Origin of the sequence: Limnobacter sp. SAORIC-690 (genome assembly GCF_002954425.1) — a bacterium.
Taxonomy (GTDB): domain Bacteria; phylum Pseudomonadota; class Gammaproteobacteria; order Burkholderiales; family Burkholderiaceae_B; genus Limnobacter; species Limnobacter profundi.
Window position 1 is genome coordinate 2,876,025 of the sequence record NZ_MQVZ01000001.1, and the last position, 19,919, is coordinate 2,895,943.

At 51.4% G+C, this 19,919-nt stretch carries 19 protein-coding genes; 14 read left to right on the forward strand and 5 right to left on the reverse strand.

Annotated elements, in window-relative coordinates; translation table 11 throughout:
- Nucleotide 1: 1 nt before the first annotated feature.
- Nucleotides 2-901 (forward strand): mechanosensitive ion channel domain-containing protein, encoded by a 900-nt coding sequence (locus BSZ31_RS13720; RefSeq protein WP_105029212.1) that lies wholly within the window; start codon nt 2-4, stop codon nt 899-901.
- Here BSZ31_RS13720 and BSZ31_RS13725 read toward each other — a convergent pair.
- Both BSZ31_RS13725 and BSZ31_RS13730 read right to left on the reverse strand, forming a co-directional pair.
- Entirely contained in the window at nt 871-3,759 is a 2,889-nt protein-coding gene (locus BSZ31_RS13725; RefSeq protein WP_168426993.1) for an EAL domain-containing protein, read from the reverse strand. The genes BSZ31_RS13720 and BSZ31_RS13725 overlap by 31 nt on opposite strands.
- Before the next feature lie 5 nt (nt 3,760-3,764).
- Nucleotides 3,765-4,478 (reverse strand): hypothetical protein, encoded by a 714-nt coding sequence (locus tag BSZ31_RS13730; protein ID WP_105029214.1) that lies wholly within the window; start codon nt 4,476-4,478, stop codon nt 3,765-3,767.
- Between the two features lie 192 nt (nt 4,479-4,670).
- Here BSZ31_RS13730 and BSZ31_RS13735 point away from each other — a divergent pair, with 192 nt between their 5' ends.
- Nucleotides 4,671-5,894 (forward strand): trans-acting enoyl reductase family protein, encoded by a 1,224-nt coding sequence (locus BSZ31_RS13735; protein WP_105029215.1) that lies wholly within the window; start codon nt 4,671-4,673, stop codon nt 5,892-5,894.
- A 5-nt stretch (nt 5,895-5,899) separates the two neighbouring features.
- On the opposite strand, the gene BSZ31_RS13740 is transcribed toward BSZ31_RS13735, so the two are convergent.
- Nucleotides 5,900-6,949 (reverse strand): META domain-containing protein, encoded by a 1,050-nt coding sequence (locus tag BSZ31_RS13740; protein WP_168426994.1) that lies wholly within the window; start codon nt 6,947-6,949, stop codon nt 5,900-5,902.
- Between the two features lie 94 nt (nt 6,950-7,043).
- Here BSZ31_RS13740 and BSZ31_RS13745 point away from each other — a divergent pair, with 94 nt between their 5' ends.
- From BSZ31_RS13745 to BSZ31_RS13755, 3 genes are all read left to right on the forward strand, one after another.
- Nucleotides 7,044-8,051, forward strand: coding sequence for a hypothetical protein (locus tag BSZ31_RS13745; RefSeq protein WP_105029217.1), 1,008 nt, complete (start codon nt 7,044-7,046; stop codon nt 8,049-8,051).
- 93 nt (nt 8,052-8,144) lie between these two features.
- Nucleotides 8,145-8,405 (forward strand): hypothetical protein, encoded by a 261-nt coding sequence (locus tag BSZ31_RS13750; RefSeq protein WP_105029218.1) that lies wholly within the window; start codon nt 8,145-8,147, stop codon nt 8,403-8,405.
- 19 nt (nt 8,406-8,424) lie between these two features.
- Nucleotides 8,425-8,670 (forward strand): hypothetical protein, encoded by a 246-nt coding sequence (locus BSZ31_RS13755; protein WP_105029219.1) that lies wholly within the window; start codon nt 8,425-8,427, stop codon nt 8,668-8,670.
- An 11-nt stretch (nt 8,671-8,681) separates the two neighbouring features.
- Here the strand turns inward: BSZ31_RS13755 and BSZ31_RS13760 are convergent, their stop codons facing one another.
- Nucleotides 8,682-9,344: a hypothetical protein gene (locus BSZ31_RS13760; RefSeq protein ID WP_105029220.1), complete on the reverse strand. Its 663-nt coding sequence runs from the start codon at nt 9,342-9,344 to the stop codon at nt 8,682-8,684.
- Between the two features lie 329 nt (nt 9,345-9,673).
- Between BSZ31_RS13760 and BSZ31_RS13765 the strand changes: the two genes are divergently transcribed.
- Nucleotides 9,674-11,143 carry a NarK family nitrate/nitrite MFS transporter gene (locus tag BSZ31_RS13765; protein WP_105029887.1) on the forward strand — a complete coding sequence of 490 codons (1,470 nt, stop codon included), beginning with the start codon at nt 9,674-9,676 and terminating at the stop codon, nt 11,141-11,143.
- Nucleotides 11,144-11,168: 25 nt separating this feature from the next.
- Nucleotides 11,169-12,887: a bifunctional protein-serine/threonine kinase/phosphatase gene (locus BSZ31_RS13770; protein WP_105029221.1), complete on the forward strand. Its 1,719-nt coding sequence runs from the start codon at nt 11,169-11,171 to the stop codon at nt 12,885-12,887.
- A 44-nt stretch (nt 12,888-12,931) separates the two neighbouring features.
- Here the strand turns inward: BSZ31_RS13770 and BSZ31_RS13775 are convergent, their stop codons facing one another.
- Nucleotides 12,932-14,929 (reverse strand): alkaline phosphatase, encoded by a 1,998-nt coding sequence (locus BSZ31_RS13775; protein ID WP_240605721.1) that lies wholly within the window; start codon nt 14,927-14,929, stop codon nt 12,932-12,934.
- A 211-nt stretch (nt 14,930-15,140) separates the two neighbouring features.
- Here BSZ31_RS13775 and BSZ31_RS13780 point away from each other — a divergent pair, with 211 nt between their 5' ends.
- The 7 genes from BSZ31_RS13780 (at nt 15,141) to BSZ31_RS13810 (ending at nt 19,870) form a co-directional block, all read left to right on the forward strand.
- A complete protein-coding gene (locus tag BSZ31_RS13780; RefSeq protein WP_105029888.1) occupies nt 15,141-16,643 on the forward strand; it encodes an alkaline phosphatase PhoX in 1,503 nt (500 codons plus the stop codon).
- Nucleotides 16,644-16,828: 185 nt separating this feature from the next.
- Nucleotides 16,829-17,353, forward strand: a complete 525-nt coding sequence (locus tag BSZ31_RS13785) for an alpha/beta fold hydrolase (protein ID WP_105029223.1) — start codon at nt 16,829-16,831, stop codon at nt 17,351-17,353.
- Nucleotides 17,338-17,565 (forward strand): hypothetical protein, encoded by a 228-nt coding sequence (locus BSZ31_RS13790; protein WP_146106703.1) that lies wholly within the window; start codon nt 17,338-17,340, stop codon nt 17,563-17,565. The genes BSZ31_RS13785 and BSZ31_RS13790 overlap by 16 nt, the downstream gene beginning before the upstream one ends.
- On the forward strand, nt 17,508-17,840 hold the full coding sequence (locus BSZ31_RS13795; protein WP_146106704.1) for an alpha/beta fold hydrolase: 333 nt from the start codon (nt 17,508-17,510) through the stop codon (nt 17,838-17,840). The genes BSZ31_RS13790 and BSZ31_RS13795 overlap by 58 nt, the downstream gene beginning before the upstream one ends.
- Nucleotides 17,841-17,940: 100 nt before the next feature.
- The gene (locus tag BSZ31_RS13800; protein ID WP_105029226.1) at nt 17,941-18,351 is read left to right on the forward strand and encodes a hypothetical protein; all 411 of its coding nucleotides are present in this window, start codon (nt 17,941-17,943) and stop codon (nt 18,349-18,351) included.
- Nucleotides 18,348-18,917, forward strand: coding sequence for an AAA family ATPase (locus BSZ31_RS13805; protein WP_105029227.1), 570 nt, complete (start codon nt 18,348-18,350; stop codon nt 18,915-18,917). Before BSZ31_RS13800 ends, BSZ31_RS13805 begins: the two co-directional genes overlap by 4 nt.
- A gap of 62 nt (nt 18,918-18,979) precedes the next feature.
- Entirely contained in the window at nt 18,980-19,870 is an 891-nt protein-coding gene (locus tag BSZ31_RS13810; protein ID WP_146106705.1) for a DUF6279 family lipoprotein, read from the forward strand.
- Nucleotides 19,871-19,919: the final 49 nt, after the last annotated feature.

The following is a 19,919-nucleotide window of genomic DNA, read 5'->3' on the forward strand; positions in this document are numbered from 1 at the left end:
GATGGAAATTCTTCAATTTTTCAAAGACCTCGAACCCACGGTTGAACAGGTTTTCAATTTTCTCGAAGGCCGGCTTGGCAGGCTGATCCTGTCGATCGCAATTTTGACGTTGGCCGCGATGATCAACCGCTTCATGCACTGGCGGCTGCTTCGGGAAACCAATGGAGCCACACCGCAAACAGGCAATGTGCGGGCCACCTGGGTTCGGCGTAAAAACATTGTGTGGGTCACCGCCCTGTTGCTGGTACTTGCTTTGTGGTCAGGGCAAATTACTGGCTTCCTGATTTCCCTGGCGGCCATTGGTGGTGCGCTGTTGATTGTCAGCAAAGAATTCATTTTGTGCCTGTGGGGCGCTTTGGTTATTTCCCTGAACAAAAGCCTTCGTATTGGCAGCACGATTGAAGTGGGCCAATTCACGGGGCAGTTGGTGAATACAGGTTTTGTAACCTTCGAACTGGCTGAAATTGGTCCGTCGAAAAAACAGACTGGCCGCCTGCTGACATTGCCCAACAGTCTCGTGTTCACGCAAGCCATGAAAAACCTTTCAGTGTATGGCTCCTACGGCATTCACCTGATCGACTTCAACTTTGACAAGTTTGTAAAAATTCAGGTTGCGGAATCGCTTGCGCTCAAGCTGGCCAACGAGGCTGGAAAACACTGGATAGAAGAAGCCGAACGCCATTTTTCAGCAATTGAACGCGACAACTTTGTCGATTTACCCAAGGCCAGGCCTGAAGTGTTCTGGGCCAGCATCGACGAAAAATGCCTGCGCATGACACTGCGGTTTGCCTGCCCCCTGAACAAGCGGGGTCAACTTGAAAAGTCAATCGTGAAACGATTCTGGGTGGAGTATGGTGAATTGACCAACGTTCAGGCAGAGACCGATTCCAAAACAGATTGAACCAGACGTGCCCGGTTTTGATCGGGCATCAATTCCAGCGTGCTGTTCAAGTTCAGGAAACGCTCGCATTCTACTGCGGGGGATACCAGGTAACCCTGCACGTAATCAACGCCAAGTTCTTTGACTTCTCGCAGGGTATGTAAATCCTCCACCCACTCGGCCACACATTTGCAACCCAGATCGTGGGCCAAACCCACAATGGCAGTAATCACGGCATGGCTTTCCGTGCTGTGGCAAATGTTCTTCACAATCGATCCATCAATCTTGATGACATCTGCGTGCAGGTCCATTGCGTAACGGAAATTGCTGTACCCGGCACCAAAATCATCCAGCGCAATTCGCACGCCCAGACTGCGCACCTGTTCAATGAAATTCTGAACTGCCTGAAGATTGATCACAGAACCAACTTCTGTAATTTCGAGGCACAACTTTGAGGCGTGCTGCTGATGCACGCGAATCAACGCCAACGTGTCCTGAAGGAAAATTTCATCGTTCAAAGAACCGGGTGAGACATTGATACTCAACACGCTCAACTTGTTTAACTGCTGAGCGTGCTGAGCCAGAAAGTCGAGTGTGTGACTTAATACCCAATTGTCCAGAAACGCGGTGTGCCCCCCGCGCTCACAGGCCTCAATCAAAAACCCGGCCGATCCAAGCTTGCCGTTCTCATCCTTGATACGTAACAGGGCTTCCGCATACAAAGGTCCGTTGTGCTCATTCAAAGCCAGTATGGGTTGCCACGCCAGGGTTAAACCGGTGGGCAATTTTTGATCATCGAGCCTGCGAATGGTTCTGGATTGATCAAGCAAGCTGCGGGTCTGGTTCTGCTCAAAAACCACCCGTTCAACCTTGTTGTTGCGTTTGGCCTTGAACTTGGACTCACGCATGGACATTTCAACTGTTTCCATGACATCGAGCACGTTGTCAACCAGCCCCTGAAATACCAATGTAGCCAGCACAGAGGTTTGAATACTTCTGCCATCAAATTGAAACGGCACCGAATCCAGCCTGTACAAAAATGCATTGAAGGCTTCTTCTGCGCGCTCAGTGTCGTTCTGATGAATCATGATTGCGAATTGATCAATATGCAGCCGCGCAATCTCGCCATGGGCGTTCATGTGGCGATACAGCTCAGTGTGAAAGGCTCTCAGCAACTGGTCAGACACCGCAAGGCCATATGCGCTGATCAAACGCGAAAACTGTTGAATATCGACACAAAAGAAAGTGAAGCTGGCTGCACGCTTGTTCAGCTTGTTGTGAATGATGTTTTGTAGCCCACGTCGATTCAGGGCACCGGTCAATTCATCGTGTGTGGCCTGGTATTGCAAGGCCAACTCACGGTCTTTTCTGGCTGTAAAGTCTGCCACCACACCCACGAGTTCCCGGTGATCGCGACTAACCACCAGCTCATACCAACGTGTTCGCCCCTCACCCACCACTACAGGCAATTCACGCCGCGATGATTTGCCAGGTTGCTCCAGCAAATTAAACAGCGCAGCAAGGCGCTGCGGCTGAAGAAAGTCGAGCGTGGGCATGCCCTCCCGATTCAGGAACAAATCGGTGAACTGTTTGTTGAAGTGGATCAATTGACCGTGGCGCGTGCAAGTAAACATGGCTGATGGTGCAATGTCAAAAACACTCTCCAGGCGCTCGTGGGCCTGTTTTACTTCCTGTGCTGCCAACTGTTGTTGCCGTTGCGCTTTTCTTAAAAACTCGGCCAAGGCAACAGCAGTCATGAGGCTAGCCAGCACCGTGACCGAGGCACTGTTGAAATACTGCAGCAGAAAACGTTGATCAAACCAGGCTGACAACACTTCAGCCACTGCACCAGCCAAGGAAATCGACATCGCCGCGAGATAGTAAATTGCAACGCGGTCGCGTTTCTCCAGAAAATTCTGGATTACCACCCAAGCCACGGCCGAGGCCGCAACCAAGCTCATGGGCCAAAACAACTCCAGAAACGTGCGGTACGGAGAAAACAGCGCCAGGGCAGTGAGAATGACACTGGCGCATTGCAGGGCTCGCAACACACCCAGCCACGATTCTCGACGAATGTTTTCAAACAGGTGCCACACAATGAGCACTGTTGAGGTGAAGTACATGGCCAAGGCCAGCATGCGGGCCCGCATGAGCGGCTCAGATTTCAAATCAAAACCAAAAATTGAATGGTCCCAACCTTCAGACAACGCCACCAATCGAAGACTGGCAAACAGCCAGAACCCGTAACTCACAAACAGCACGCTGCGGGTCATGAACGCGGCAACTGCTACCATGCCGATCATGAGATAAAGAACACCCTCAAGAAAACTTTGGCGACGTTCGGAGACCAGAATGGTTTCATTGAAATTTGTAGCTGTTTGCAAACCAATTTCAAGACTGGCGGGCCCGATGAACTTGAACTGGCAAAGTACACCTTGCAGATTGACAGGGTTTGTCAGGTTTGCAGACACCACACGCCCCTGGTTTGTCTCCAGCTGAATTTCCTGCAAGGTGCCGTTGGGGTATGCAAGCCAGCAACTGGACTGCACCAAATGCCGTGATCTGAAAAAAATTTGTTCATACTGTTGTGCCATGGTTTGCGACACACTTGCATAGACCCAGTAAGGCGTTTCCTTCAAATGGGTGCGCAGCACAGTCTGCTCAGCCTGGTTTTTTAGTTGTTCTACTATATTGAACAAACTGCCCTGCACATCTTCTTCAGCAAGACTCGAGAATAACAGTGGCGCCTCAGGGGGGCTGTTCTCGCCAAGCACAGACAAGTTAACAAAAGACACCAGCAGAAAAAAACTCAACAACACCACCGACAGAAAGGGTACCCAAGGTGTTTTCTGAAATGAGTCTGCGACAGCAATAGGCATGGAAATCATCCGATGGAGCGCAATTGATTTTGCGTTTCCTGTTGCAAGGTACGCATCTGAATGTTTTGCAACAAATCAGGATGAGAGCTGGAGAAATAAACTGAATGCAGCGGATTTGCACCTAATAACCAGCGTGCCTCGATATGAAATACATCAAACCAGAGAACTCGGTGAGGAATCATGCCAATGTGCTTCATGGCCACAAACTCGTCAGGCTGAAGCACATCATCCAGATCAAACCGTCGGTACTGCCTGTCCACGGGGTAACGTACACAAAGAAAACATCGGTCCACCAAATTCGCCCTGCTGTACCAGTAGGCCGCCTTGATCAACATCAACCTCAATGCCAAACCATTCGAACGCGCAGGAATGGCCAGCCTGGATACCTCGGCAATACGCCCTGTTCTCAAGGCCTTGGGCAATGCATATGACTCCTCAAGGCGAAGCTGCTGCTGATTGGCAATTTGAACCCGCACAGTACCAATGCAACTTCCATCCAGCTTTGAAAAAGCCAGAAGCACTGCAAAGTCGGGGTGGTGATCATCCGCGTCAGGTACAGCCAGTTTTTCACCCAGCGAAGGCAAATGTTTTCCATAAGCGATTTGACGGGCTTTGGCAGCCAGCTCAAGCTCACGGTCGTTTTGTGCAATCGCAATCCAGAATGGCAACAATTGGGAGCTTGAATCGAACAAAAAGTTGACTGCTGAAAGACTGGCCATGGGGTTCTCCGGAGAATGGATTCAACTTAAATATTCCACATCCAATTTGCGTCCCCCCGATCGGGTTAAAGCTCCGGTCACTCCCTATCACCCTTAGGGCCTAGAAATAATCAGTATTCGGAATATCAATACAAGGTTTATTGAGTGTGAGAGAATCTGGCAAAACACAATAAATTCAGGAGATACAGCACAATGAAAAAGAAAGAATTCGACGTGATCGTGTTTGGGGCAAGCAGCTTTGTCGGTCAAATTTTGGTGCAGTACCTGTGGAAGCGCCATGGCTTGAATGGCGAGATCAAATGGGCGATTGCAGGGCGCGATGCCGACAAACTGGCAGTGTTGAAAAACCGTCTGGGTGAGCAGGCCCGAGAGCTTCCGACCATTTTGGCCAACGCCAGTAAAGAAACCGATCTACAGAATCTGTGTGCAAAAACCAAGGTTGTGGTTTCAACAGTGGGCCCTTACGCTTTATATGGTTCCGGTTTGGTGAAAGTGTGTGCTGAAACCGGCACCGACTACTGCGACCTCACCGGTGAAGTGCAGTGGATCGCACGGATGATTGAAGCCCATGAAGACACCGCCAAACAAAGCGGTGCCCGCATTGTGCATTGCTGCGGTTTTGATTCAATACCCTCTGATTTGGGTGTGCTGTTTTTACAGAAGGCCGCCAGCGTTCAATATGGTGAACCTTGCCAACAAATACGCATGCGGGTCAGGAAACTAAAGGGTGAATTTTCAGGTGGCACCGTGGCCAGTATGATCAACGTTACTCGCGAAGTTGCGGCGGACCGTTCACTGGCGAAGAAACTGGCCAACCCATACTTGATATCCCCTGCCCGCCTGGCTGCACGGCAGCCCAATGTCAGCTTCGCAGAATTTGATCCCGTGGCAAAAAGCTGGCTGGCACCTTTTGTTATGGCGGGTATTAATACGCGCGTGGTTCATCGAAGCAATGCGCTGCAGAATTATGGATACGGAAAAGAATTCAAGTACGACGAAGCGATGATGACCGGAAATGGATTCAAAGGCCGTATGACTGCGATGGGACTGGCCAGCGGCATGGCTGGGTTTTTGATCGGTGCAGCACTGCCGCCAACCCGTTGGGCGCTTGAAAAATTCGTGGTTCCCAAACCTGGCGAAGGCCCCAGTGAAACTTCGCAGCAACGCGGCTCTTATGACCTGCGCTTTTATGGCACCACCAGCAAGGGCAATACTTTGACAGCCAAAGTAACAGGCGATATGGACCCGGGTTATGGCTCAACCGGAAAAATGCTGGGCGAGGCTGCGGTATGCCTGGCCCTGGACATTCAAAACCACGCTGGCGGGTTCTGGACACCCGCCTCATTGATGGGCGAACAACTGATAAGCCGATTGCAACAGCATGCGGGCCTTACTTTCGAGCTGTTGCAGAATTAAACAACTTAACGCACTTCAAACCTGGCCAGCAAACGCCCAAGCTGGTCATACAACTCCATACGCTGACCCAGAATATTCCAGCTTCTGACCTGGGTCAGCGTGTCAATCAGTTCAGTATCTACATTACCCCCGCTTAAGCAGGCCATGCGTGTGGCAGCAACCAGGCTCAATTGAACCAAACGCCCGTCGAGTGCATACGTACCAAGCAACTGGTTACAACCCCCTGAGCCACTCAGCCGGTTGTTATCCACATGCAACATCAAACCCGGTGCACGGCCGGTTTCAGGCAACACCACTGGCTTTCCCTGCAGTTGTACCAGCGTCCAGAATTGATTTTCCAATTTGGCCGAGCGCAGGTGCTTGGGGCAATTGCCACTTGCAATGTTCTCAAAGCGCAGGGGGTGCAAACTTGGTGTAAGTTTATCCCCCTCCATCGATTGCGCAGGCTTGATATGACCATACACAGTCGCAAGCAGTGCCTGCCCGGGTTCTTCACGAAGTTGCAAATAAGCATTCTCAAGTTTTGCATTGTCACCCATGGCAACCACGGGCAAGTTAAGGCCACTTGCACATTCAATAAAACGGCCAGCATCGGCAAAATAGCGATAAAGCCCCGTGAGCGGAGACAACTTCAAGTCTGGTACATCCGCAGTTGAGGTGCGATTCAAGCTGTAATTCAAGGTCGAAAAAATGGTGCGCGCTTCAAGATCCAGCATTTCAATTTCGTCAGCTGACTTCACCCGAAAATAACGCAGCTCGGAATTTTGCCCCTGCGTCACCAAAATGTTTCCGTAATGCGACATCACCCAACGTCCCAAATCGCTGGCTTGATTGGGCAAGGGTTGCCCCACATAAAATTGGCGGGAGAAAAAAGTACCGTCGGCCTGCAAGGTAATGTTTGTCTGAATACCTTCGCAACTGGCACAAGGCAAGGTGCCTGAAAATGTGGCGGGTAACTGGGGTAAGGGCACAGGGACAGCAGCAGTTGCGTTAACCGGGCCTGAGTGCCAGAAAACAAAAGCCATCAATACACACGCCCAGAGTTTCTCGAACATGGGAATTTGCTCCTGCGATGTTGTTGATTCTTGATTATTACATCCAAACATTTGCACTCAAAGTACAAGCTTCATCTCATGGGGATTTTGATACATGCAATCTGGAACACGTCTTTGTTGGTCGCTCCTTGTTTTTCTGCCGTTTGTAGTTGCATGCACGGGCGAAGAGCCCACTGCCCTGCCAACAACTCGCACCAATGCATCATCACAGGAACAAAACAGCCCTTGCTTTAACAATGCTTGTGCCAGTTTGCAGGAATTGCTGACCGTTCCGGATGCAGAGAACATGATTTTCTCGGCTGAAGGCAGGCTGTTTGTGTCCGGCGGGCAATCCGTGATTGAGGTGGTGAAAAATGGTGATGACTTCTCGGCCGAGACCGTTTCCAGCGGGGTGTGCAACTTCACGGGTTTGGCGATTGCCAGGAATACCCTTTACGCCAATTGTGGCGACGGCACTTTGTGGGCAGGCAGCTTGAACAAATCCCCAATGACGATTTCACCGGTATTTGACTATGACAGCATGGGGTTGGCCAATGGACTAACCAGCAGTGCAGACGGCCAAACACTGTATGCAGTGGATGGACCGATTGCTACCAATGCCCTGCCCACTCCAAAAATTGTGAAACTGAAAGTTGCTGCCAACAACCCGCTGCAAGTGGAGAATCAAACGACATGGCTAGACCTGGCAGGTCGTTTTCCAAATGGCATTCAACGCCGGGGAAATCTGCTGTACTTTACTGATTCTGAAATACCAAACCTGGGCCGCTTGAATGTAGTGCCAATTCAACAGGATGGATCTGCCGGAATGCCATTGGTGCTGGCCACGCTGGAAAGCCTGCCTGACGACTTTTCAATTCTTCCCGATGGTTTCGCCGTTACCTACTTTTTAACGGGACAGGTCATTAAACTCAACTTTCTCGGCGAGCAAGTGGATGCCTTCAACCCACTGACCTTTTCAACCGGCACTTCGCAGGTCATGCAAGGCCGGCCACCACTGTTCTCCGGCACTGACTTGCTGGTGACTGAAAAAGGAATTCTGGGCGAACAAAGTAGCCCAATAGGTAATAAATTGACTGTGGTGCGCAAGACAAGTACCAACTAAACACCGAGCAAACCTAGAACTGCAAAAAGCACTTGTATTGATAATAATTATCATTTACGATGAATTCTCATTTGTATCAATCGGGAGTTCTTCATGCAGCAGGAAAACTGTACAGCTCAACTGGGTCAATGGCTGGCAGGCAGCGAAAACGGCTCAGTCTATTACTGTCAAGAAACCGGGGTGGTGTCTCTCTGCCTTCACTACATGACCATGCGCTTTGAAGCCACCGCCTTTCGGGATTTGCTGGGCATGATGGGCTTTGCACAAGCCGAAATTCAACGAATCAAACAAGCTTTGGAGCAACCCACCCTGCAAGGCCACAACCGGCAGCATGCAGGTGGCGCGCTTCACTGATTCATGAAGGAATTGCCCCATGAAAGCCGCAGTGTGCATGAATAAATCGATGGATACCTTGCTGATTGAAAACGACGCCTTGTGCAGGCAACTGGCCAAACTGCAAGCACGCGCCAGTGAATTGATTCAAAAGCGATCGGCAGAAGTGGAGCAATTGACCACCGTGGTGGAGTACTTGAGTGCAGAACTTCACGACCGTGAAGCGATGATTTTGTTTTTGCGGGCCAAGCTTCAGGAGTTCAGGAAAATCGCTGAACTCCAGTAAGCAGCCCCTGATTAATTGGTTTGGAGGTAACCAAAATCAAATTTGTGCATGTCGTCATCCACACGTACCGTCACTGTGATGTCTTGCGCACTGCTGGCCGATAACTTTCGGGCCACAATAATTTCACCTTGTGTTTGCTCACCCGGGCGCACCACCTTCGGTTTCAAACTGTACTTTTGAATTCGGTCAAAGTCGGCAAAGGCTTGCTGCACATCAAGTCTGTCATTGAAATCGGTTTGAAACAGAAAACCGCTTCCGTGAAAACCCCTGTGAAAAGGTGAGTGATAAAACGGGCTGTAAAAAATTGGGGCCCTGAAACCGTAGAAAGAAAGTCGGTTTTGCACATCCTGAATTTGTGCCTCGTAACTGACCACAGTGGCCGGCTCGCCATTGAAAGTCACCGTGACGTTTTCCGTCGAAAACTCAACTGGAAACTTGCCGTTGTTCACAAAAGTTACGTTAAAACGAGGGTTATCAAATTGACGCATCGAGTTGTACACCGAGCCCACCTGCACCATGTGTTTTTTGCTCGAACTCAAAGACTCAAAACCCTGGTTTTGAACTGGCACCTGGTTCTCGGCCACCACTGGCCGAACGCTGTACATGGAGGCACATGCGCTCAAGAGCAATGCAGACCCCACCACCACACCTGTTGACACGCTGAACATACGCATTTGAATCACCTTTCTGCTACTTAAGTTGCTGCTAAAAACTGACGGACCACTCGATGTTATTTTATCCATATTGCATAGACCTTGACAGGTTTTCTTGGTTCACGGTTTGTTCGCTGGCACAGTTTCTGCATTGCAACATTCATACACACAGTTTTCGCCTCCAAAGCTGGAAATCGAGACTGTCTGGGAGAGTTAAGCGCACCTTTTAGGTGCAACTGACTTTCATATGCAGCAAAAACGGGCAAAGGCGCTCACCCACCAAGTCAATCCACAGATTGATTCGATGGGTGGGCGCTTTTTATTTTGAATTCCAAAAAGAGCCATTCGTCATGAACGACCACGCCAAACTGAATCTGTTCTCTTTTGCCGGGAAAATGAAAATCCTGCACATGAGCTGGATTGCATTTTTCATTACTTTTTTCGTGTGGTTCAACCACGCACCCATGCTCGGCGCCATTGCTGAATCGCTGAGTTTGAGCAAAGAACAGGTTAAAACACTGTTGATTTTGAATGTGGCGCTGACCATTCCTGCACGCATCTTGATTGGCATGTTGACCGACAAATTCGGCCCCCGCCTGGTTTACGCGGTGCTTCTGTTTGTGTCGTCCATTCCCTGCTTCATGTTTGCGCTTTCAACTGACTTTGCACAGGCCGCCATTTCCCGATTTCTATTGGGCTTTATCGGTGCCGGGTTCGTGATCGGTATTCGCATGGTCAGTGAATGGTTTCCAGCCCACCAGCTGGGTACGGCCGAAGGTATTTATGGCGGTTGGGGTAACTTTGGGTCGGCAGGTGCAGCCATGGTGCTGCCCACACTGGCCTTGTTGCTGGGCGGGCCTGACGGCTGGCGCTATGCAATTGCAATTACTGGCGTAATTTGCCTCTTGTTCAGCTTTGTGTGGTACTTCAATGTGAGCGACACCCCAAAGGGCTCTACCTACTTCAAACCCAAGAAAAGCGGTGGCATGGAAGTAACCAGTGTCAGCGATTTCTACTTCATGCTGCTGATGAAACTGCCCATGTATGCAGCATTGGCTTTGTTAACCTGGAAATTGTCTCCAGAAGGTGTCAGCATGCTCAGCAGTACTGCAGCCAACACCATTTATGGCGTTCTGCTGTTGATTCTTGTGTACGACTGCTACGGTGCATACAAAGTAAACAGCGATATTTTCATAACCCCGGTGCCTGAATTGCACCGCTACAAATTCAAACAAGTGGCTGTGTTGAACGTACTCTATTTCGCCACATTTGGTTCTGAATTGGCTGTGGTGTCGATGTTGCCATTGTTCTACTCAGAAACCTTTTCGCTCAGCCCTGTGTACGCGGGCCTTGTGGCCTCCATGTACGCCTTCATGAACCTGATGTCACGCCCTGGCGGTGGCTGGATCAGCGACAAATTTGGACGAAAACGTACGCTGTTGATTCTCACAGCAGGATTGGCCGTCGGCTATGCGCTTATGGGCTTAACCAACTCCAGCTGGCCATTGTGGTTGGCCGTGATTACTACCATGGCCTGTTCATTTTTCGTGCAGGCTGGCGAAGGGGCTGTGTTCGCCGCAGTGCCCTTGATCAAACGCCGCTTGACCGGCCAAATTGCGGGCATGACAGGTGCATACGGCAATGTAGGTGCAGTGGTTTATCTGACGGTGTTGTCGTTTGTCAGCTATCAGGCATTCTTCTTCGTGATTGCCTTAACTGCTGTGGTGGGTTTCATTACACTGCTGTTCATGGAAGAACCGCAAGGACACATGGCCGAGGTGAAAGAAGACGGTACAGTTGAACTGATTCGCGTGGGATAAATAGACAAAGACAAGCAAAGGCACCATGAGCAGCACACTGCAAGTCCGGTTTGGTGGTTATTCCATCGCAGGCCCAAAGCCTGTGAATCAGGATGCATTTGCTGCCTGGTGTGGGCAAGCTGAATCGAACTTGCTCAAAGGTGCTGCGGCGGCCATTGCCGATGGCGTGAGCAGTTGCGCCGATTCCCATGTGGCCAGCCAAACAGCTGTGACCAGTTTTCTGGATGACTATTCTTCCACGCCTTACACCTGGAGTGTTCACAAATCGGCACGGCAAATCATTTCTGGCCTGAACGCCTGGATTTACCAACAAAACACCAACCGCGCCAGCCACAATGACAGCCTGTTGACCACTTTCAGCGCCGTGGTGTTGAAATCCAATACCCTGCACTGTTTTCATGTGGGCGATTCACGGGTATATCACGTGCGCGGCGATGCCATTGAACGCCTGACCCAAGACCACGTGCGCACAGAACGCGGGCAGGAATATTTGTCGCGTGCACTGGGCGCCGACCGCCACCTGGAACTGGACTACAGCACGCATGAATTGCAGGTGGGTGACCTGGTATTGCTGAGCACCGACGGCGTTCACGGCGTTTTGAAGCGCCCTGAGCTGCTGGCCCTGATTGCACAGCACGGCACAGGCCACCTGGAGCAACTCGCCAGGCACATGGTACAGGCCGCGCTAAATGCAGGCAGCGATGACAACCTGACCGTGTTGCTGATGGCGGTCGATGCCCTGCCCCATGAAACGCTGGATGAGGTGCACCGCAAGTTGACACAATTGCCCATACCGCCTGTGCTTCAGGTGGGCAACAAAATAGATGGCTATGAAGTACTTGAAATTATTTTCAGCGGAACCCGCAGCCACATGTACCGAGTGCGCGACATGGAAACCGGTGAACAATTCACATTGAAAACACCCTCACTGAATTTCTCCGAGGACGCGATGTATTTAAGTGGCTTTGTTCGCGAAGAATGGGTGGGGCAAAGCATCCAACATGTGAATGTGATGCGCACCCATGTGCCCAAACGCCCGAAGCAGTTTTTGTATTATCTGGGTGAATACATTGAAGGCATCAACCTGCGGGAATGGATGTATGACAACCCCAAACCCGGCATGGATGCGGTGCGACGCATTGTGAAGCAGGTGGTGGCCGGGCTGCGTGCGTTTCAGCGTGCCGACATGGTGCACCAGGACATCAAACCCGAGAACATCATGATCGACTCGAACGGCTGCGTGAAAATTCTCGACTTCGGCACCGTACTGATCGCAGGTGCCGATGAACTGATTTCACCACTGGACAAATCGGTACCGCAAGGCAGCGTGAATTATGTGGCCCCAGAGTACTTGATGGGTGAAGTAGGTACTTTCAAATCCGATTTGTTTTCACTGGCCGTGGTGGTGTATGAAATGCTGACAGGTAGCTTGCCGTTTGCAGAAAAAGCGGTGAAGCAGGTTGAACTGAAAAGCTACAGCGATTTGCGCTACATTCCAGCCAACCACCCGCGCCGTGATTTGCCGCTGTGGGTAGAGGCCTGCTTGCGCAAAGCGCTTCAACCCAACCCACGGTATCGCTACGATGCGCTCAGTGAATTTTTGCAAGACCTGACCGTGCCTAACACCAAGCTGGAAGCCAGTGTGGCCAAGCAACCCCTGATTGAAAAAAACCCGGTGTTGCTGTGGCAAGTGCTGGCGGCAATTTTGCTGGTGATGAATTTGATGCAGCTGTTGATCAACTAATTGGCCAACTCATTCGCCAACCAAGTCGTCAACTAATTTGCCAACTAACGCGCTAATACCTGGGCGGGCATGGGTGCCAAAGGCGCTGCCCGTGAACTGTTGCTGGGTTGAACAGGCATGCCGTGCAAGGTGATCGAATCAACCTGGTTTTTGAATCGCGGCGTGGGCAAGCGTGCGGGCTCATCATTTGCAAAACTCACCATTTGCACACCCAGCACATCGGGTGCATTGTCTTGCAACTTGTTCTGCCACCAGCATTCAAACACTGCCTTGTCTTGTTCCAGTTGCACAATGCCGTAGCCGTGCTCTACCCATTCCATGAATTGCACATGCTTGTTGCCCAGCATGGTGGCAGTTTCAATGGCACGGCTTGCTGCCACATGCACGGCAAACGGACTTCCCGGCAAGGCATTGGCCACCAACTCATCGGCTCCACCCCTTCCCATTGAAGAAGGTGCAAACTCTACCGCAGCTGACGCTGCGCGCAAATTCACACCCGGCAAATTGGCTGTGGCTGCCCGCTGAAAGCCTGCTGAAATATTTTCTGGAGATGTCCCCTGCCTCAAAGTGGGCACAGGTGGTGCCACCTGATACTGGTTCAACATCGCGGTTTGCTCGTCTTCCACCACATCAGAAATCCAGTTACCGTGCATGTCGCCAGAGACAAACACGGTGCCGTTTACTGAAGGAACATCGGCTGTGCCGCGCAATTGCGAAATCAACAAATTTCGCTCGGTGTTGTAATCGTTCCAGCGCACAGGCAATGGCACAACCGGCGAGCCCACCACATTGGGTACCACCCAGGGCGCTATCCAGGTTTGGTTGTTCAACACTTTCCACACCACGCCCTCGGCTTCATCTTTGCGAAGTTGTGAAAGTAGCCAGTCAAATTGTTTTTTTCCAAACAAGGTGGGCGTACCTTCCGGCAAATGCGATGCATCGGCTTGCAAACCATAGCCGGGCAGATAACTTTGCGTGTCCAGCGCTCGAATGCTGGCCAGCGGGCCGTAATTCAAACTGCGGTACACCAGCAAGGGGTCCACAGGTGCGGGGTATTCCGTGTCAGGGTAAAAAATGAATTCACCGCTGCCATCGGCTTTCACAGGGCGCGAAGGCGTCCATTCCCAAAAAGCGCGTGTGGTGTCAAGTAAGGTACAAGTGGACTCGACACCCTCGGGCAAAGTGGTGGGCAATTCATTGCCAAACCCAGGGTCGATGTCGTGGTTGTCCCAGGTAATGAACCAGGGGTGTTGCTGGTGCGCGGCCATCAAGTTGGGGTCTGAACGAAACAGTGCGTAACGCCTTCTGCACTCGTCGATGTTTAGCCAGTCACGATAATCCACATAGGTGGTGTCCTCGATGTTTTTTCGAGCCCGAACCTGTTCGTCTTCATCGACAAAATCGTAAATATAATCGCCACAGTGAATCACCAAATCCAGGTCCTCACGTTGCGCAATAGCACCATATCCGCTCCAGGTACTTGACCAGTAACTGGAACATGACACCACTGCCAGGCGGATGGCTGAAACCATGTCAGCCGGCGCAGTGCGCGTGCGCCCCACAATGCTGCTGTGCGGACCGGTTTTAAACTGATAGTAATAAGTGGTGGCGGGCTGCAATCCCTGAGCGTCTACTTTCAATGTGTAATCGTGTTCTGCCACCACACGCTGTGTGCCACGGCGCACTACATTTTGCATATCGGCTGTGGTGCTCACCAGCCAGCGCACCTGCACACCTTGTGCCGGGTATTCGGGCAAGGTAATTCGGGTCCACAAAATAACGCGGTCCGCCAAAGGGTCGCCACTGGCCACACCATGTGCAAATGGCATGGCCAGCACCATGGGAAAGTCAAAACTTGCGGGTTCAAACCCCGGTTGTGGCAAGGCTTCTTCGAATTCATTGCTTGAAACTGGCGAATCAGTGCCTGGATCAGAGGGCCCAACAGGCCAGGCAGGATTGGTACCCACCAATAAATCATCACCACCTCCGCAACCCACCAACGTACTGGCCGCCATCACTTTCAACACATCACGCCGCTTCATTCCATCACCTTCACTTTGTTCTTGTAGCTTGTACTGCCCAAAGCTTGGAAAGGATTGAAAACACAAAAGAGCAGGCTTACTAGATGACCCGTCTTGATTTTGAAATGTGTCAAAAGCATGGCTGTTCACACTGAGTGTTTTACCCAAACCACTGGATCTGAGTTCGCAGTATCAAAAGAAATCGTCAGTACCAGCGCAGAAAGGCTTAGTCATGCATCAAACCACTGTCCCATCCTTCAAACGCCGCACTCTTTTGCGCGCCATGTTTCTTGGTGCTGGGGCCACCGCCTTGCCCCTGCTCAGCGCATGTGGTTCTGATTCAGAAGCATCCACATCGAATGCCACCCCCACCGGCCCCAATGAAAATGTAAATCCGCCCGTGGTCAACCCCCCCAGCCTTGGGCCTTTGGCCATGGAGCTGCCCTTGCAAGTCGGGCCGCTTGCTGGCATTGGCGAATTGGTGGCCACAGGCGTGGACAATATTTTTGCGCCAGCTGGTTTCACCGTGCGCCCAGTGGCAAGGCATTTAAGCAACCCGGTGTTGGGTATCCCCGATTTACTGGGCCTGACTGGCTACAACTGGCATATGTTTCCCGATGGTGGCGCAGTCTTCCCGACCGAAGATGGCGGTTGGGTGTATGTCTCGAACAGCGAAACCGAGGCACCACAGGGTGGCGTGGGTGCGCTGAGGTTCAATGCGCAAGGTGAAGTTCAATCGGCCTATCGAATTTTGACCGGAACGGCCCGCAATTGCGCAGGCGGGGCCACACCTTGGGGAACCTGGCTTAGCTGTGAAGAAACCCAAACCGGCGTGACCTGGGAATGTGACCCGCTGGGAAGCACTGCAACTGCGCGAGCGTTACCAGCGCTGGGTGTATTCAATCATGAAGCAGTTGCGGTGGACATGACGACCAAAACCTTGTTCCTGACTGAGGACGCGGGTGATGGCCGTTTGTACCGCTTTGTCTCTGAAGGCGATTTGCGCCCAGCAGTCAACGGGCAAATGGGTTTGAACATGGAGCAAGGCAAATTGCAGGTTCTGGAAATTGTGGGTTTCGAGGCTGGCGCCTATCAGGAAGACATTGCTGTGGCCCAACGCGTTCACCGCGTGAAGTGGGTGGATGTTCTTGAGCCTGAAAACCCCCAGGCCCAAGTGCGCACACGCACCACAGCAGCCGGTCTTCCGGTTCCGGGCACTGTGTTCAGGGGTGGTGAAGGCATCTGGATTCAAGAGTTTCCGCAGGGTCAAGCGCCTGCGGTCAGTGGAGTGGCCAAGCCGATGCGTGCTGTGGTGTTCTTTGCCTGCAAGGGCGACAACCGTGTATACGCACTGGACATTGACAATGATTTGATTGAAGTGGTTTTCGACAACAGTCAATTGTCTGAAGGTGCAGGTTTTGACGATGTGGACAATTTGGTAGTGAGCCCGGCAGGCGATGTCATTGTGGCGGAAGACGGCGATGCGATGCGTTTGATGGTGATGATTCCCAACAAGCCCGCAAAAATTCTGCTTCAAATTACTGGCGGTGGCAGTGAACTGGCAGGACCCGCCTTCTCCCCGGATGGTTCACGGCTTTACTTCAGCAACCAGCGTGGCCCCAACCTGCCAGCCTTGCCCGGCCTGCCCAACTTACCGGGCACCGGTGCCACCTACGAGCTGTTGATACCGGAAGAATTCCGCACTGCGGTTCATTCCGCTGTGTCGCCCACCTGACATAAATTGAAGGAACACTCAAAAATATGGGGTTGGCTTGCAAGGACAGTGTAAGCCAAGCCCCGAATGATGCAAAAAATACTGCGTACAAAGATTATCCGGTTTTGCGTTGTAGAAATTTCTTTGTAATTATTCGAAGTATGCTTTGCTAATCATGTATCAATACTAAAAATAGAAGGTCCAACTTGACCAAACCTGTCCGCAAGTCCAAAGGCAAAGAAGTCTCTCCAATTAGCGAAGGCGCAAAACTGGTTGACCAGTATTTCGATCATGTGGGCGAAGCATTTCTTCGCCACGCCCCCGAGATAGACCCAGAAAAACTGAAAGACTGGCGTCCCAAGCTGTTTAGCTTTACTCGACTGAACCCTTGGTACGGCGGCTTGGTGGGTGTTCATCGCAAGCGTATCGGCGTGGGAAAAGACAAACTGGTTTGGCTTGAAATAGGCCAGGAAAACAGCCCGGCTTTGTTGCTGATGCACGGCTTTGCCGCAGCGAAAGAACACTGGTTGCCCTTGCTCCCTTTTTTCGCAGGACAATTTCGCATTTTGATCCCCGATCTTCCCGGTTGGGGTGAAAGCGGCTTCAACCCGGATCGCAACTATGGTCTTGAGGACCAAACTGAACGCCTTCATGATTGGCTGACCGAAATTGGCGTTCACAAGGTGAACGTGGTGGGCAACTCCATGGGGGGCGCTTGGCAGGCCTGTTAGCCGCCCGCTTTCCTGAAATGGTCACCAGCCTGGTGTTGATGGATGCATTGGGCCTGCCCGGCACCGAGGAGACCGACTTCATTCGTGAGGTGCTACGCGGAAAAAACCGACTGGTTCCACGTGCCCCCATGGATGTAATCAAGCTGACTGACTGGTGTTTCACAACCGGGCACTGGCTGCGTCTGCCGCGTTTTTCTCCGCAACAGAATTGATTCACCGCCGAGACGTGAATAGCTTCCTGTTTCAAGAAATGTTGAGCCGCCGCCCCGACTACACCAAAGCAACTTTTGAAGACATTTCAGCACCCACACTGGTGATGTGGGGCAAACAAGATGATGTTCTGCACATCAGTTGCGCTTACGAGTTCGAGCGCCTGATCAAGCGGGCTGAAATGTGCCTGTTCGACGGAGTGGGTCACTTGCCGATGATCGAGACGCCCTACCCCTGCGCGCAAGCCATCAAGGAATTTGTGCTCAGGAACCTTTGATTGGATATGTCCCTTTGAATTGCCAGCTGTAAATTGCCTTCTTTGTAGCATTTTGCTACAATCAAGGCGTTGCACAGGGAATCAATCAAGGAAACACGCCATGGCCAAAGCCTCTTCACCCATACGAATTCAGTCTGACTTGATGAGCAATGCTGCCGTGTTGGGCAAGCTCCACCACCGCAGCGCGGCTGAACAAATCGAATATTGGGCCAGCATTGGGCAAAAAGTTGAAAGCCTGCTAGACCCGGAGAGTTTGCTACAAATCAAAGCCGGGCTGTTGCGTGTAAAACTGGAACAAGTGAATGCACCGCCTGTAAGTGCCGACTGGGTATTTGGCAATTTGGACATGAAACGCACCACCGGTGAGTTGAAAGAAGAGGTAAGCCAAAACAAAGTACGCTACCAGGCCAGTGCTACTCACCCAGGCCTGCTTGAACAAATTGGCCCGAAAGGTGCACTCAAAATTGGTCAATTTGAAAATGGCCAATTCAAGCCCGTCAAACTGGCATGAAGCAACTGTGGCTGCTGGTAGGTGGCAACGGGGCTGGCAAATCGACTTTCTACCGCACACAGTTAAAACCCTTGGGCATGCCGTTTGTCAATGCCGACGACATTGCCCGAGATGTATTTCCCCAAGCACCCGAGGAACACAGCTACGAAGCTGCAAAAATTGCAGAAAACCTGCGCAACAGTTTGCTTGAACAAGGCAAGAACTTTTGCTTTGAAACCGTGTTTTCGCATCCATCCAAAATTGACTTTGTGGCCAAAGCCAAAGCACTGGGCTACCAGGTGGTGATGGTGTTTGTTCATCTTGAACAAAGCAGTTTGAACAAAGCCCGCGTACACCAACGCATTGAAACTGGCGGGCATGCGGTGCCTGAAGAAAAAATCGAAACGCGAATTCCGAGAACTGTCGACAATGTGTTGAACGCCCTGCCCCTGTGCGACGATGTGTGGGTGCTCGACAACTCCAGCGTACAAGAACCTTATAAGAAAGTACTTCGAATTCAGGGTGGGAACATGCAGGCATTCATTCACCCATTGCCCGATTGGGCCAGCCGCTTCAAAACCCACTGAACGAATGGCAATTCAATGGGTCCTACACCGACAAGTTCAATTTTTTTGGGTGGCAAGAACTCGTGATAAAACCAGCAATTCGAACCAGAACCTGTCTGCTTTTGGCTTGCATCACTTTGTTGGCTGCATGCAGCGCGATCAAGCTGGGTTACAACAACTCGGCCAGTTTTGCGCACACTTACCTCACCAACAAAGTCGATTTTGATTCCGAACAATCTGCGTTTCTGAAAACAAGTCTGAATGAGATTGTGGAGTGGCATCGCAACGCTGAGCTCCCCGTGCTGGCCAGCGAACTGCAAACCGCCCGACAAGCCCTTGCTGCGCCCAATGGCGTAGTAATGCCTGTGATTGCAAACCAGGTGCAGGCACTGAACCTTGCCATTCGGGCGTCGCTTCGACGCACTGCCAATGAAGCAGCACCTGTGATTGCGAAAAACATGCTGGGCTTGTGGCCCAATCAAGTTCAAGATATCCAAGAAGCGCTCGACAAATCCAACAAAGAGTACCGGGACGAACGGTTGATGCAAAGCGCTGATCAGCGCGTGCGCGAATCAGCTGAACGGATGGCCGAGCGGTTCGAGCGCTGGCTGGGCACATTGAACCCGATTCAAATCAAACAAATTGAAGCTTGGGCCAGAGCCGAAACCCACAGGGCTGAGTCTCGTTATGAAAAACGGCTTGAGCGCCAGCAACAATTCATGGTTTTGGTGAACAAAGCCGCCAACCGTCAAATTGACCAAGCCACATTAAGCCAGGAAATCGCCCGCCTGCTCAACGCCTGGCAAAGCCCAAGCAGTGCCGCTGAAAAACAGGAAAGCGAACAACGGCAAAAAGCAACCATTGCATTGATTGTTGATGTTCTCAATTCAGCCTCCGCCGAACAGCGCAACAATGCAGCAGACCGTGCTGCGGGTTGGGCGAAAGATTTCCAGGTTCTGGCCCGCAACAATTAACTCATCTTTGAATCCATAGGTACTTTACTGAAGTAAAAGTTTATCGTGC

What these genes read in the sequence shown, in the direction of transcription:
- BSZ31_RS13800 (WP_105029226.1), top strand. Translation starts at nt 17,941, where the DNA reads ATGGCCAAAGCCTCTTCACCCATACGAATTCAGTCTGACTTGATGAGC.
- BSZ31_RS13755 (WP_105029219.1), top strand. Translation starts at nt 8,425, where the DNA reads ATGAAAGCCGCAGTGTGCATGAATAAATCGATGGATACCTTGCTGATT.
- BSZ31_RS13725 (WP_168426993.1), bottom strand. Translation starts at nt 3,759, where the DNA reads ATGCCTATTGCTGTCGCAGACTCATTTCAGAAAACACCTTGGGTACCC.
- BSZ31_RS13775 (WP_240605721.1), bottom strand. Translation starts at nt 14,929, where the DNA reads ATGAAGCGGCGTGATGTGTTGAAAGTGATGGCGGCCAGTACGTTGGTG.
- BSZ31_RS13765 (WP_105029887.1), top strand. Translation starts at nt 9,674, where the DNA reads ATGAACGACCACGCCAAACTGAATCTGTTCTCTTTTGCCGGGAAAATG.
- BSZ31_RS13740 (WP_168426994.1), bottom strand. Translation starts at nt 6,949, where the DNA reads ATGTTCGAGAAACTCTGGGCGTGTGTATTGATGGCTTTTGTTTTCTGG.
- BSZ31_RS13770 (WP_105029221.1), top strand. Translation starts at nt 11,169, where the DNA reads ATGAGCAGCACACTGCAAGTCCGGTTTGGTGGTTATTCCATCGCAGGC.
- BSZ31_RS13735 (WP_105029215.1), top strand. Translation starts at nt 4,671, where the DNA reads ATGAAAAAGAAAGAATTCGACGTGATCGTGTTTGGGGCAAGCAGCTTT.
- BSZ31_RS13745 (WP_105029217.1), top strand. Translation starts at nt 7,044, where the DNA reads ATGCAATCTGGAACACGTCTTTGTTGGTCGCTCCTTGTTTTTCTGCCG.
- BSZ31_RS13805 (WP_105029227.1), top strand. Translation starts at nt 18,348, where the DNA reads ATGAAGCAACTGTGGCTGCTGGTAGGTGGCAACGGGGCTGGCAAATCG.
- BSZ31_RS13730 (WP_105029214.1), bottom strand. Translation starts at nt 4,478, where the DNA reads ATGGCCAGTCTTTCAGCAGTCAACTTTTTGTTCGATTCAAGCTCCCAA.
- BSZ31_RS13720 (WP_105029212.1), top strand. Translation starts at nt 2, where the DNA reads ATGGAAATTCTTCAATTTTTCAAAGACCTCGAACCCACGGTTGAACAG.
- BSZ31_RS13760 (WP_105029220.1), bottom strand. Translation starts at nt 9,344, where the DNA reads ATGCGTATGTTCAGCGTGTCAACAGGTGTGGTGGTGGGGTCTGCATTG.
- BSZ31_RS13780 (WP_105029888.1), top strand. Translation starts at nt 15,141, where the DNA reads ATGCATCAAACCACTGTCCCATCCTTCAAACGCCGCACTCTTTTGCGC.
- BSZ31_RS13750 (WP_105029218.1), top strand. Translation starts at nt 8,145, where the DNA reads ATGCAGCAGGAAAACTGTACAGCTCAACTGGGTCAATGGCTGGCAGGC.